The organism is Novosphingobium sp. B-7 (genome assembly GCF_000410615.1).
Classification (GTDB): Bacteria; Pseudomonadota; Alphaproteobacteria; order Sphingomonadales; family Sphingomonadaceae; genus Novosphingobium; species Novosphingobium capsulatum.
Map to the genome: position 1 here is coordinate 1 of NZ_KE148407.1, position 12,726 is coordinate 12,726.

Here is a 12,726-nt window from a genome sequence, read left to right on the forward strand (position 1 = left end):
CGCAGATCGGGCGCGATGCCGGCCTGGCCCAGATCCTGGGCAATGCGCCGCGCCCCCAGCCCGCGCCGGCGCAAGCTGGCGCCGCGCATGCGCGCATAGCCTTCATCGCTGACATAGCCCGCGTCGGCCATGCGCGCGATGATCGCGGCCACATCGGGCGGGCTGGGCGCATCTTCATCCCAGCCGCGTTCGCGCAGCTTGCGGTTGAGATAGGCCGACAGCTTGCCGGTACTGGTGGCAAAGCGGGCGACGTAACCCAGTGCCAGTTCATCGAGCAGCGCCGCATCGAGCGGACGAGGAGGCCGCCGTGTGCGACGATCTGGTACATCAGGGCGGTTCACGCCATATTCGTGCCACACTCCGGACTAAATGAGAACCTCGGGTTACGGTTTCTTGACCATGGGGGCTTGCGCCAAGGCGCTGCCCACGCAAGGAGCCGCAGCCAGTCAGCCACCATTCACTGCCTTGGGCGGAAGTGGCGGCACAGACCGACTGTTTTAAGACCGATATCTTGTTCCATACCTGGGGTACTGCATGACCGTTACGGCCGCCGTCGCAGAGAAGATGGCTCTTGTTCCAACGCCAAACGACGATGCGCAGCCGCGCCGTTATGCGGATTTTGCCACGTTCTGTGATGCGCTGGACTATGCCGCCCAGGGCGAGCGCGGGTTCAACTTCCACGATCCGCGCGGCACGCTCAAGCAGGTCTATCCGTTTTCCCAGCTGCGCAGCGATGCGCTGGCTGCGGCCCGCCGCCTGGTGGCGCGCGGGGTCAAGGCCGGTGACCGGCTGGCGCTGATCGCCGAAACCGGCCCGGAATTTGCCGCGCTGTTCTGCGGCGCGGTCTATGCCGGTGCCTGGCCGGTGCCGCTGCCCCTGCCCACCAGCTTTGGCGGCAAGGAAAACTATATCGACCAGCTCGCCGTGCAGCTGGCCAGCTCGGACCCGTGCCTGCTGGTCTATCCCGGCGAACTGGCAGAGATGTGCGGACAGGCCGCCGCACGCCAGGGTTGCCCGGGGCTGAGCTGGGCTGCCTTCGACGAAGGCGCGCTGGCCGATGGCGATCTGCCCACCGCCGATCCCGATGCGATCTGCTATCTGCAGTATTCCAGCGGCTCCACCCGCTTTCCCCATGGCGTGGCCGTTACGCACCGCGCGCTGCTCGCCAACCTGGCCGGCCATTCGCATGGCATGGACATTGGCGACGGCGATCGCTGCGTCAGCTGGCTGCCGTGGTATCACGACATGGGCCTGGTCGGCTGCTTCCTCTCGCCGATCGCCAACCAGGTTTCGGTCGATTACCTCAAGACCGAGGATTTCGCGCGCCGCCCGCTCGCCTGGCTCGACCTGATCAGCCGCAACCAGGGTACCACGCTGTCGTATTCGCCCACCTTTGGCTATGACATCTGCGCCCGCCGCATCTCCAGCCAGACCAGCGTGGCCGACCGGTTCGACCTGTCGCGCTGGCGCGTGGCCGGCAACGGCGCCGACATGATCCGCCCCGACGTGATGCAGGGCTTCGTCAATGCCTTTGCCGATGCCGGGTTCAAGGCCAGCGCCTTCCTGCCCAGCTATGGCCTGGCCGAAGCGACGCTCGCCGTCACGGTCATGCCGCCGGGCGAAGGCATCCGCGTGGAACTGGTGGAGGAAGAGCGCCTGTCGGGCAGCCCGCGCGACCTGTCGCGCCCGGCCCGCTATCGCGCCATCGTCAACTGCGGCGTGCCGGTGCTGGGCATGGAAGTGGCGATTCGCGGCGAGAATGGCGAAGAACTGGCCCACCACCATATCGGCAAGGTGTGGTGCCGCGGTTCCTCGGTCATGCACTCCTATTTCCGCGATCCCGAATCGACCGCCGCCTGCATGGTCGACGGCTGGCTCGACACCGGCGACATGGGTTACGTCAACGCGCAGGGCTACCTGTTCATCGTTGGCCGCGCCAAGGACATGATCATCATCAACGGCAAGAACCACTGGCCGCAGGATATCGAATGGGCAGTGGAACAGCTGCCCGGCTTCCACCAGGGTGACATTGCCGCGTTCTCGGTGGAAACCGAAAATGGCGAGGAAACCCCGGCCGTGCTGGTGCACTGCCGCGTGTCGGACCCGGAAGAACGGGTGAAGCTGCGCGACCAGATCCGCGACAAGGTACGCTCGATCACCGGCATGAACTGCGTGGTCGAACTGGTGCCGCCGCGCACCCTGCCGCGCACCAGTTCGGGCAAGCTGAGCCGCGCCAAGGCCAAGAAGCTGTACCTGTCGGGCGAGATCGAGCCCTATAGCCTGGCGGCTTGATCGGTTTTTTGGGGGGAACATGCCCTCCCCCAACCCCTCCCGCAAGCGGGAGGGGAGCTTATGGTTGCCTCCTTCCCGCAGGCGGGAGGGGAGCTAGACCTTCTCCCCCCCTCCCGCTTGCGGGAGGGAGTCGGGGGCAGGGCTTGTAGCTCAGCTCAAAACGGAATTTCCGCCCCATCCCACGCCCACAGCTTGCCGCTGTCGGCCGGGCCGAGCCGCTCCAGCACATGCAGCAGGGCACCGGCCGAATAATCTGGGCTAAACAGCTTTTCGGGCTTCACCCCGCGCTGGAACGGGGCAGACAGCGCGGTATCCACCGTGCCGGGATGAAGCGCGGCGGCCACCGCCTGCGGATGGCTGCGGGCCAGTTCGATCGCCAGCCCGCGCAGTAGCATGTTGAGCGCCGCCTTGGCCGCGCGATAGCCGTGCCAGCCGCCCAGGCGATTGTCGGAGATCGAGCCGACCCGCGCCGAGAGCACGGCAAAGACCCCGCGCCGATCGCGGGACAGCAGGGCCGGGACATGGGCCATGATCAGCGCCGGGCCGATCGTATTGATCGCAAACTGCTGGGCCAGCGATGCCTTGGCCAGGGACCGCACGCTCTTTTCCGGCGCGGTACCATCAGGCAGCGTCAACTGCCCGGTGGCGACGAGCACCAGGTCCAGCGGGCCGTGCCGCGCCAGCGCGGTGCACGCCTGGGCCACGCTGGTTTCTTCTTCATAATCAAAGGTGAAGGGGCGTACCTTGGGAGTGGCGGCAACGGGGCGGCGGGCGCCGGCATGGACCACGGCCACATCGTCTTGCCCGGCCAGCGCCGCCACCAGCGCGGCGCCGATCCCGCCCGACGCGCCAAACACCGCCACATGGCGGCCCGGCGCTTGCTGATCATCTGCTGTCATGGCCAAAGCCTGCGCGCCAGGGCCGCCACTGTCGAGCGGGTCGAAAGGGCAGGCCGGCGCCGCCGGGCGAAACCCATCGGCCGTTCATCGGAATAGCGCCTTGCGCAGCGCGCGGGCCGGGGCCATCTTCCACGCGCGGAGGGCAAACACCCGATCCGCAGAGGAAAAGACAGGACCGCGTCATGGCATCGACCCCTTCGACCACCACCGCAGAGCAGGCGCCCGGTATTACGCTGACCCCGCCCGATCCCGTGCCGGTGGTTGCCCCGCAGCAGGCCGCCGGGCTGGTTCCCGTGGCCGAGGAAACGCGCGGCAAGCTGGAAGCCAAGGCCGATGCCTTTGTCACCGAACTGTTGGCGCAGGACGCGGCCAGCCCCGAATTCGGCAAGCGGGTGGACCAGTTGACCGCCATGGGCCGCAAGGAAATCGCCCAGGCGGCAGGCATGTCCAACCGCTTCCTCGATCGCCCGATCCGCGCGATGGACAAGGATTCGGGCGTGGGTGCCGATCTGGCGCAGCTGCGCCGCACGATCGAAGAGCTTGATCCGGCACGCAAGGGCAACCTGTCTTCCGGGCGCAAGATCCTGGGCATCATCCCCTTTGGCAACAGCATGAAGAAGTATTTCGACGGCTATGTTTCCGCCCAAGGCCATATCAAGGCAATCCTGGAACGGCTGGCCGCCGGCAAGGACGAGCTGCTGATGGACAATGCCGCGATCGATGTGGAGCGGCAGAAGCTGTGGGAAGGGATGGGCCAGCTGGAGCAGATGATCACCATCGCCCGCCTGCTCGATACCAAGCTGGAAGATGCCGCCGCCGATCTCGATCATACCGACCCGGCCAAGGCCAAAGCGATCCGCGAAAGCGCGCTGTTCTATACCCGCCAGCGCGCGCAGGATCTGCTGACGCAGATGGCGGTAACCGTGCAGGGCTACCTGGCGCTGGACCTGGTCAAGAAGAACAACGTGGAACTGGTCAAGGGCGTGGACCGCGCCAGCACCACCACGGTGGCCGCGCTGCGCACCGCCGTGACCGTGGCCCAGGCAATGACCAACCAGCGCTTGGTGCTCGAACAGATCACCGCGCTCAACACCACCACCGCCAACATCATCGATTCCACCGGCAAGCTGCTGCGCGAGCAGACCGGACGTATCCACGAAATGGCCGCGTCCAGCACGATCCCGCTGGAAACGCTGCAGCGCGCGTTCCAGAACATCTATGACACGATGGACACGATCGACACCTTCAAGCTCAAGGCGCTCGACGCCATGAAGCAGACGGTCGACACGCTGTCGGGCGAAGTGGAAAAGTCCAAGGGCTATATCGCCCGGGCCGCAGGCGCGGCCAAGAACACCACCCAGGCCAGCGCACCGTCGCTGTTGAGCCTGGAGGGGTGATGGCAGCTTCAGGTTTCCACCACCCCCAACCCCCTCCTCTGAAGAGGAGGGGGCTTTTGCGTCCTTTCTCCCCGTCTTCGTCAGAGGAGGGGCTTTTACCACTCTTCTCCCCCTCCTCTTCAGAGGAGGGGGTCGGGGGGTGGTGGAAACCCAGAACCGACACTTCCTCAAGACAGGCCAAACCATGACTGCATCGCAATCCGACCAAATCCTGCGCGCCGCGCGCGACAGCCTGGCGCATCAGCGCGCCGGCGGACGGCGGCGGTCGATCGGCTTGCGCTCGGCCGAACTCAAGCGGCAGCACGTGGCCAAGAAGGCCGCGCGCATCGCGATGGCGGTGGGCGTGGTGCTGGTCGCGGCCATGGCGCTGGGCCTGGTGATCGACGGGATCGGCCTGGTAGGGCTGTTGCTGACGGTGCTGGCGGTGATCGGCGTGGTGGGTTTCTTTGCTACCTATCCCCGGCTCAAGGTGCCGGACCTTGCCACGATCAACCGGGGTGACGTGCGCACCATGGTGGGCCGCACGCAATTGTGGCTGGGAGCGCAGGCACCGGCCCTGCCCGCCCCGGCGGTGCGGCTGGGGGATCAGATCGGCGCACAGCTCGATGGGCTGGGTGCGCAGCTGGAAGGGATCGACGCCAGCCAGCCGGCCGTGGCCGAAGTGCGCAGCCTGGTGGGCGAACACTTGCCCGGCATGGTCGAAAGCTGGCGGCGCATCCCGACCCATCTGCGCCAGGAAGAACGCGGCGGCCGCAATGCCGATCAGCAACTGGCCGATGGCCTGGCCCGCATCAGTGGCGAGATCGACCAGATTACCCGCCAGCTTGCCGCCGGAGACATCGATGCGCTGGCCGTGCGCGGCCGCTATCTTGACTATCGCTATGGCGATGCGCTGGAAGGCGATGCTTTGGCCGACAACGGCGCGCTCCCCGTGCGCCTTGTTCCGCCAGTGGAGAAGACATGATGCAAATTGCCCTGCCCCATTCCCTTGGCAAGGACGAGGTCCGCGCGCGCATGCAGGCCCGCCTGGGCGATGCCTCGGGCAAGGCCAGCGAATTGATCGGCGGCATGGCCCAGGTCGAAACGCAGTGGAACGATGCCGATCACCTGACCATGACGGTATCGGCCATGGGCTTTACCATCCCCAGCCAGGTGACGCTGGAAGATACCCAGGTGCTGTTCGACGTGGACATTCCCGCCGGGCTTGGCTTTGCCCGCGGCATGATCGAGGGGATGATCCGCGAAAAGGGCGAAAAGCTGCTGGCCTGATATGGGGCCAGATCGCTGCCGAACCTTGCGCGTTCGGCAGCGATTTTTTCACAGGTCCTTGCGTTCCAGTTCCAGGAATTCGGGCGGCAGGCGCAGGGTGCTGGCGACCAGCCGCGTTTCCAGCAGCAGATAGATCAGCGCCACCATCAACAGCGCAATGGCGATAAAGAACGTGGTGGCCGTGACATCGCCCAGATGCGCGATGCCGGTGATCTGGTTGAAGAACAGCGACCCCACCGTCACCCCGATGCCCAGGCCCGAGAGCACCAGCAGCAGGAGCGCGCGGCCGATCAGCTGGATGCGCCGATCGACATAGCGCATTTCTACCACCACGGCATCGTGCGCCACGCCGGTGGTTTCGGCATGCAGCTGCTGCAAGTGGCGTGACCGATCGACGATGCGTCCCAGCCGGGTGGTCAGGATGTTCATGATATTGCCGATCGCCACCAGCACGAAGACTGGGGCGAGCGACAGCTGGATGGTTTGCGCGATCATGCCGTCCCTCTTGCGGCCAAGAACGCGGCACTGGCAAGCACGGTCATTCCATCAGATCGAGGATATCATCCACGCCGATCGTGGCAAAACCCACCGCGCTATCGGAAATACCGTAGGGCACCAGCAGGTTGTCCTCCACCATCAGCGCACCGCAGGTATAGACCACGTTGGGCACGTAGCCATAGCGATCGGCATCAATGGCGGTGAGCAGCGGCACCTTGCTGCGCGCGATCACGCGCGAAGGGTCATCGCGATCGAGCAGGGCGCAGCCCAGCGCATACTTGCGCATCGCGCCCACCCCGTGGGTGAGCAGAAGCCAGCCCTGATCGGTGAGGATCGGGCTACCACAATTGCCGATCTGCACGAATTCCCACGGGAATTTCGGCTCCATCAGCAAGACGCCATCATCGTCCCAGCAATCCAGCCGGTCTGAGCGGAGCAGGAACAGGTTCTTGCCATCCTGGCGGCCGACCATGGCATAGCGCCCGTCGATCGCCTGGGGAAACAGGGCCATGCCCTTGTTACGCCCGGCGCGGCCCTGGATCGGCTCAAGCCCGAAGCGGCGGAAATCGCGCGTGCGCAGCAGCTCCGAGCGGATCGAGCTGCCCGAATAGGCGGTGTAGGTGCCGATCCATTCGTAGTCGCCGCCGCCATGATCGAACCGCACCAGCCGCAGGTCTTCCAAGCCGCCGCGCTGCTGCTCGGTCACGGGGAAGATCACGCTGTTCGACAGGGTGCTTTCGGCATGGCGATGCAAGGCCACGATCTGGTCACCGGCGGGCGGAGTGCTGGCGTCGGGCAGCATGGCCGTGGCAAACGCGCTTTGCGGCCACAGCTGGAACGTGCCGTCGGCATTGGCCACGCCCTCGCGGAACACGATCGAGCTGATATGCCCTTCGCCCACCGCGCGCAGGCTCATGACAAAGCGCACCGCGCCATCGAGCATGCCCGATTGATCGGGATGGGGCACGATCGACGGGTTCATCAAGGCTGCCGCGGCATAAGTATATTCGTGGCAGAAATAGGCCCCGATCAGGCGCCGCCGCACGGGCGGAATGGCGCCATCGTCGAGGTCGAGCGCCTGGCGCACTTCGGCATAGCGTTCTTCGAACAGCTGCTCGGTCTGCCAGTGGCGTTCCTCGAAATCGTGAAGGACGCGGGCATATTCCTCGGCCGCCTCGGCCTCGCCCAACGACAGGACATCCTCTACCAGGCGCGCCGCACGCGAGCCGCCGCCCGCGCCGCCCTGCCAGCCCAGATGAAAGGGCCGCAGCACGACGCGTGACGGATCGGCATGAAGCCGTTGCTCAAGAATGCGCAGGCCATTGCCCACCCCATCGGGGCGCGTTCCCACAGGGTTGGCCGCCACCGTGTCAGCTGGCGTGAGACTGGGATTTGTAGGCTCGGTCGCCAAGGACACTCCTTACCTTGCTGGATGGGCCAAACGATTGGCCAAGGGCTGCGGTTTCGCTGCCAACGCGCGGGCCGCTGGCCCGTTCCAACTCGGCAAGCGCATAATGTGCCAGCTGGAATGCCAGGATTGATTCGGCGCCGCAATTGGCATTGATGCCGCGCGGGGTAATGCCATCGCGACACCGCCCGCTAGCCAGATCGCCGAGCGGCTGGGCACGGTCGTTCGCGCCCAGGAACCAGCGATAGGCGGCCTGGGCATGGCTGCGCCACAGCGCTTGCGACACGCCGCGCGCACCGTGCTCGTCCCAGCTGGCTTCGGCCTGCCAGGCTGCCGCGCATGCTTCCACCGCGGCCCAGGCTTCCAGCGGCTGCTGGTCGAATGGCTTGGCTTCATAAGATACGGCATGAGGCGGGGTGAAGGTTTCCGAACCAATCGCACGAAACTGACCTGTGGCAGTGGTCTGTTGCGCCACGATGAACCGCAAGGCTTCCAGCCCGCTTTCCAGCCAGTCTGCCCGGTTCATGAGATGGCCTGCGCGGATCAATGCTTCGGGCAGGCGCGGATTGTCGTAGCCCAGCATGGCTTCGAACCACGCCCAATCCGGGCGCCGCCCTTCGGCCAGCAAGGCATGAAGCACCGCGCCGCCGCGTTCGACCAACGCCCGGCTGGGACGGTGATCGGGCTCCACCGCCAGAACCTGCGCCGCGCCCAGTACGGCAAAGGCGATGCTGCGCGGGTATTCGACACTGCCCAGCGGATCGAGCACGATGTCATACCATTGCCGCGCCCATGCGCGCAGGCCGGCGTCCGGCGCGTGGGCCACGGCATGGCCCAAGGCCCACAGGGCGCGGCCATTGCTGTCTTCCGAGCCGACGTCTTCGCACCACGAGCGATCGAACGCCATGAAGTTGCGGAAGCGGCCAGCCTCGGGATTCCAGGCGTGCTGGACGAACGAGGCGAAGACCGTGGCCCAGCGCTGGCGCTCGGCCAGGGGAATGCTATCGGCCACACCCATCAGCATCAGCGCGCGGACATTGTCATCCAGGCAATAGCCATGGCGGCGATCGGGCACCACGCCGATTGCATGCTGCAACATGCCGGTGCTGTCACACATCGCCCAGACCCCGCTGGTGCCAGGCGTGGCGGTCAACGGCGGCAGCTGCGGCGCGGTGGCGGCCACGGTGTTGACCAGCTGGGCGCAGCTTTCGGCAAAGCGCGGCCAGATCGTTTCGCGGCCACGCGCATAGGCGCGGCGCTGCATGGCATCGAGCGCGGCGGGATCACCGAGCAGCGCATTGACCGCATCCGCAAGCGCCTGCGCCGAGCGCGGCGGCACCAGCGCGCCTACGCCATCGGCGAGCAGTTCACGCGCGTGAAGATAAGGGGTGGAAACCACCGCCTTGCCCAGCGCCACGGCATAGCTCAGCGTCCCCGAGGTGGACTGCTGCAGGTTGGGGTAGGGCGTGAGGTAGATGTCGCAGGCTTCAAGCTGGTCAAGCAGTTCGCCGGTTTCGAGGAAGCGATTTTCCCACAGCACGTGATCGGCCACGCCCAGCTGGCGCGCCAGGTCCATCAGGCTGTCGCGATAGGCTTCGCCTTCTGCGGCAACCAGGTTGGGATGCGTCGCGCCGACAATGCGATACACCGTGTTGGGGTGTGCCGCGACGATCGCCGGCAAGGCCTCGATCGCGGTTTCCAGGCCCTTGCCCTGGCCCAGCAGGCCAAAGGTCATGATCACGTTCTTGCCTTCAAGACCGGCGCGGGCCTTGAACTGGGCATGGCGCCCGAACGGGCGATCGGGTGCGCCGTGGGCAATCACGGTAACCCGCTTGGGATCGACGCCATAGACCGCGGCCAGGACATCGCGGCCATGTTCGCTCATGACCATGACGCCGCTGGCGCGATCGAGGATATGATCGAGCACCGTGCGCTGCTCGGCAGAAGGGCTGGCCAGCACGGTGTGCAGCGTCACGATCAGAGGCGCGGCCACGCGATCGAGCAGTTCGAGCACCATGGCGCCAGCTTCGCCGCCAAAGATGCCATATTCATGCTGGAGCCACACCGCATCGACGGCGTCCTCGTTGATGCGCCGCGCGGCAATGCGATAGTCTTCGGGCTGATCGGCCCGGATCACGCTGCGCGCATCGGGATAGGGCAGCGGCTCGGTCGGGCTGTCGATGACATGCAGGTCGACCGACAGCTCGGGGTGATGCAGCCCCAGCTGCTCGAACACGTCAGTGGTAAACGTGGCAATGCCGCACTTGCGCGGCGCGAAGCCCCCAATCAGCGCCACGCGGCGGGCGGGTGCACGGGAAGCTGCATCGGTACCGAAGAAATCAAGCACGGCCCCTGCAACAGGGGTGGCGCGCCGCAAGGAAGTGGAAAGGTCACGTGTCATCTGGCTGGCTCGCCCCGAATATGTCTGTTCGATGAACCAACGATGGAACCGGGATAAAGTTGCATTGCGCCGCAACGTCATCGTCACGTTACGTGCTGATTTTGTCGCTGAAAAAAGGCGACTCACAGGTGCGGCGCTGCAAAAACAACAAGGTTTCCGCGCCACGCTAACACATGTTAGGGCGCCCACCAGCGTTGGCGCCAGCCATATTCGGCTTCTATCGCCTGGCCTTGCGCGTCGCGCGCCGGGCGAAAGCGGAAGCGCTGCATAGCCAGGCGGCAGGTGATGGCATCGGCTTCATCGTTGCCGCTGGCCTGTTGCACGCGGCACGCCACCGGATTGCCCTGCGTATCCACCCGCAGCACGATCACCACCTGGCGGCCGGCACGATCGGCGCGGCCCGCGGCGGGATAATCGCGCGCGGCGGTGATGTCTCCGGCGATCTTGGCCACGCGCTGTGCCCCGCCACCACCATCGCCATTTCCTGCAGCGCCGCTACCGGTTCCAACACCGGCCGCCGCACCGCCGTTACCCGTGCCGGTGGTGCCAGCACCAGACAGGGCAGCATCGCCGGTCCCCGCCACGGGAGCGGCGGGAAGAGCAGGGATAATGATGCGCGGCGGTGGGGCCATGATTTCTTTGGGCCGCGCCTTGCGCCCCATCGCCCCGGCAGCCCCCGAAGCGGCATGGCTTGGCCGCATGCTGCTGCTGGGCGGCGGGGTGGGTGTGGGTGTGGGTTCGGGCGGAGTGTAGAGCACGAATGCCGGATCGGGCAGGCGCAGCGCGACAATGCCCCCAGCCAGGCCGTGCACCAGCGCCAGAATCAGGCCGACATGGAGCAGCGCAACCACGCCGCCGATCAACAGCTGGCGCTGCCAGCGGACATCCAGACCGGGGGTCTCGTAAGGAAAACGAATCGCGCGCGGGGCCATGGCCAAGCCATAATCCCTGGCGCATCGCGCTGGTTCCCAAGGGCATGATCCGGGCGAAAAACGGGCCAAAGCGTTGCAATCAGGGGATAGACCCCCTGGATGCAACCCTATTCGTATCATCGGCAGTTTCGCGTATGCCGCAGATGGGGTAGGGTTTTGTGGAATTGGCGTTGTGCCGCGCCTTCGCGCCCGGCACCAACAAACGCCACCAAGGATTGCAATGATGAGAATTCTGGTTGTCGAGGACGAGCCCCTGCTCGCAATGCTGCTGGAGGAAAACCTGGCAGACCTCGGCCATGACAAGGTAACGGCAGTGGCCACGGTGGACCAGGCGCTATCGGCGCTGGACGAAGGCCCGGTCGATGCCGCCCTGCTCGATTTTTCACTGGGCAGCGACACCACCTCGGTGCCAGTAGCGCTGCGCCTGCGCGAGGAAGGCACGCCGTTCTTTTATCTGTCGGGGCATGCCTCGTTCGATCCCGATGCCGGCGCGCCCGAAGCGCCGATGCTGCCCAAGCCGGTCAGCCTCGAAGCGCTGCGCGAGGCACTCTCCACGCTCGCCGACGCGCGCTGAGCCGCCCATTCCCGGCGGGCAGGCCAACTTTCCCGGGCCGGGTCGCTCAACTTTCCAGGAAACTGTCGTCCCGCGCCAGGCTGACCAGCCGCAGCCCGTGCGCCTGCGCGCGCTCTGCCGCGAGGGTCGAGGCCGCCGATACGGTGACGAGCAGCGGCACCCCGGCGATCACCGCCTTCTGCACCAGTTCATAGCTGCACCGCGCCGTCAGCACGACAAAGCCGCTGGCCGGATCGATCCCGGCACGCGCCATAGCGCCGACCAGCTTGTCGAAGGCGTTGTGGCGACCAACGTCCTCGCGCAGCGCCTGGATCGTACCATCGCCCGTGCAGAATGCGGCGGCATGGGCGGCGCGGGTGGCACGGCCCAGCGCCTGGTGATCGCCCATGGCTGCGGTGGCGCGAAAGATTGCCGCATCGCTGACGGCCAGTGCCGCGCCTACCTGCGGCAAGGGGCGCAAGACCTGCTCAAGGCTTTCGATCCCGCACAGGCCACACGATCCTTCGGACAGGCGCAGCCGCGCGCGCTCCATCAGCGGGGCAGCATCGGCCATGGTCAGCGTGATCCGCAAGATCCAGCCGCGCCCCTCGATCTGCGCCGCCTGCGCCGCCACGAAACCGGAAGGATCGGCGATCAACTGTTCCGACAGGCAAAAGCCCAGCGCATAGTCTTCAAGATCGGTGGGTGTGGCCATCATTACGGCATAGCCCAGGCCATTGATCTCGATCGCCACGGGCGCTTCCTGCGCCAGCGCGCGGGCGCGCGGCACGGGCGGGCGGCCATCGGCGAAATGTTCGACAAAGGCGTGGTCGACCGCGCCGGGCGGCAGGTCAGCCGGCATCGGCGCCATGGTGCGCGGGGTCGGTCGCCTTGGTTTGCGGTGGCGGGGCGTGGCCGGCGGCCAGTTCGGCCAGGGCCGTGCGCGCGATCGGATCGAGCCCGTCCTCGCCATGGGCGGCAAGGTGGGCAAAGATCTGGCGCAGCATCGCCGGCGTCCAGAACGCGTGCAGGTGATCGGCCAGAGCCGCCGCCGGGTGCGGCTCCCGCCCCCGGGTG

General features: G+C 66.3%; 13 protein-coding genes. 5 read left to right on the forward strand and 8 right to left on the reverse strand.

Features of this window, described 5'->3' with window-relative positions:
• On the reverse strand, positions 1-341 hold a 341-nt coding region (locus H926_RS0117565), incomplete at its 3' end, for a RecX family transcriptional regulator (RefSeq protein WP_028658190.1).
• Between the two features lie 193 nt (positions 342-534).
• Here H926_RS0117565 and H926_RS0117570 point away from each other — a divergent pair.
• Positions 535-2,292, forward strand: coding sequence for a fatty acyl-AMP ligase (locus H926_RS0117570; RefSeq protein WP_022677474.1), 1,758 nt, complete (start codon positions 535-537; stop codon positions 2,290-2,292).
• Between the two features lie 155 nt (positions 2,293-2,447).
• On the opposite strand, the gene H926_RS0117575 is transcribed toward H926_RS0117570, so the two are convergent.
• On the reverse strand, positions 2,448-3,191 hold the full coding sequence (locus H926_RS0117575; RefSeq protein ID WP_022677475.1) for an SDR family NAD(P)-dependent oxidoreductase: 744 nt from the start codon (positions 3,189-3,191) through the stop codon (positions 2,448-2,450).
• A gap of 182 nt (positions 3,192-3,373) precedes the next feature.
• Between H926_RS0117575 and H926_RS0117580 the strand changes: the two genes are divergently transcribed.
• The 3 genes from H926_RS0117580 (at position 3,374) to H926_RS0117590 (ending at position 5,857) form a co-directional block, all read left to right on the forward strand.
• Positions 3,374-4,588, forward strand: a complete 1,215-nt coding sequence (locus H926_RS0117580) for a toxic anion resistance protein (RefSeq protein WP_022677476.1) — start codon at positions 3,374-3,376, stop codon at positions 4,586-4,588.
• A 184-nt stretch (positions 4,589-4,772) separates the two neighbouring features.
• Positions 4,773-5,552, forward strand: a complete 780-nt coding sequence (locus tag H926_RS0117585) for a hypothetical protein (protein ID WP_022677477.1) — start codon at positions 4,773-4,775, stop codon at positions 5,550-5,552.
• Positions 5,549-5,857 carry a polyhydroxyalkanoic acid system family protein gene (locus tag H926_RS0117590; protein WP_022677478.1) on the forward strand — a complete coding sequence of 103 codons (309 nt, stop codon included), beginning with the start codon at positions 5,549-5,551 and terminating at the stop codon, positions 5,855-5,857. The genes H926_RS0117585 and H926_RS0117590 overlap by 4 nt, the downstream gene beginning before the upstream one ends.
• A 48-nt stretch (positions 5,858-5,905) precedes the next feature.
• Here the strand turns inward: H926_RS0117590 and H926_RS0117595 are convergent, their stop codons facing one another.
• From H926_RS0117595 to H926_RS0117610, 4 genes are all read right to left on the reverse strand, one after another.
• Positions 5,906-6,352: a DUF2721 domain-containing protein gene (locus H926_RS0117595; protein ID WP_022677479.1), complete on the reverse strand. Its 447-nt coding sequence runs from the start codon at positions 6,350-6,352 to the stop codon at positions 5,906-5,908.
• Positions 6,353-6,395: 43 nt separating this feature from the next.
• Entirely contained in the window at positions 6,396-7,673 is a 1,278-nt protein-coding gene (locus H926_RS0117600) for a glycoside hydrolase family 130 protein (protein WP_028658186.1), read from the reverse strand.
• Between the two features lie 52 nt (positions 7,674-7,725).
• Positions 7,726-10,164, reverse strand: coding sequence for a glycosyltransferase family 4 protein (locus tag H926_RS28495; RefSeq protein WP_082209218.1), 2,439 nt, complete (start codon positions 10,162-10,164; stop codon positions 7,726-7,728).
• A gap of 176 nt (positions 10,165-10,340) precedes the next feature.
• Entirely contained in the window at positions 10,341-11,096 is a 756-nt protein-coding gene (locus tag H926_RS0117610; RefSeq protein ID WP_022677482.1) for a TonB family protein, read from the reverse strand.
• Between the two features lie 223 nt (positions 11,097-11,319).
• Here H926_RS0117610 and H926_RS0117615 point away from each other — a divergent pair, with 223 nt between their 5' ends.
• On the forward strand, positions 11,320-11,670 hold the full coding sequence (locus H926_RS0117615) for a response regulator (RefSeq protein ID WP_158271983.1): 351 nt from the start codon (positions 11,320-11,322) through the stop codon (positions 11,668-11,670).
• A gap of 46 nt (positions 11,671-11,716) precedes the next feature.
• Here the strand turns inward: H926_RS0117615 and fdhD are convergent, their stop codons facing one another.
• Positions 11,717-12,511, reverse strand: a complete 795-nt coding sequence (fdhD, locus tag H926_RS0117620; protein WP_148291791.1) for a formate dehydrogenase accessory sulfurtransferase FdhD — start codon at positions 12,509-12,511, stop codon at positions 11,717-11,719.
• Positions 12,501-12,726 (reverse strand): formate dehydrogenase subunit delta (locus H926_RS32625; protein WP_148291792.1); only part of this gene is annotated, 226 nt, incomplete at its 5' end. The genes fdhD and H926_RS32625, both read right to left, overlap by 11 nt.

Excerpts from the sequence above, each read along its gene's own strand:
- H926_RS28495 (WP_082209218.1), bottom strand. The coding sequence starts at position 10,164 with ATGACACGTGACCTTTCCACTTCCTTGCGGCGCGCCACCCCTGTTGCA.
- H926_RS0117570 (WP_022677474.1), top strand. The coding sequence starts at position 535 with ATGACCGTTACGGCCGCCGTCGCAGAGAAGATGGCTCTTGTTCCAACG.
- H926_RS0117610 (WP_022677482.1), bottom strand. The coding sequence starts at position 11,096 with ATGGCCCCGCGCGCGATTCGTTTTCCTTACGAGACCCCCGGTCTGGAT.
- H926_RS0117595 (WP_022677479.1), bottom strand. The coding sequence starts at position 6,352 with ATGATCGCGCAAACCATCCAGCTGTCGCTCGCCCCAGTCTTCGTGCTG.
- H926_RS0117615 (WP_158271983.1), top strand. The coding sequence starts at position 11,320 with ATGAGAATTCTGGTTGTCGAGGACGAGCCCCTGCTCGCAATGCTGCTG.
- fdhD (WP_148291791.1), bottom strand. The coding sequence starts at position 12,511 with ATGCCGGCTGACCTGCCGCCCGGCGCGGTCGACCACGCCTTTGTCGAA.
- H926_RS0117585 (WP_022677477.1), top strand. The coding sequence starts at position 4,773 with ATGACTGCATCGCAATCCGACCAAATCCTGCGCGCCGCGCGCGACAGC.
- H926_RS0117580 (WP_022677476.1), top strand. The coding sequence starts at position 3,374 with ATGGCATCGACCCCTTCGACCACCACCGCAGAGCAGGCGCCCGGTATT.
- H926_RS0117590 (WP_022677478.1), top strand. The coding sequence starts at position 5,549 with ATGATGCAAATTGCCCTGCCCCATTCCCTTGGCAAGGACGAGGTCCGC.
- H926_RS0117575 (WP_022677475.1), bottom strand. The coding sequence starts at position 3,191 with ATGACAGCAGATGATCAGCAAGCGCCGGGCCGCCATGTGGCGGTGTTT.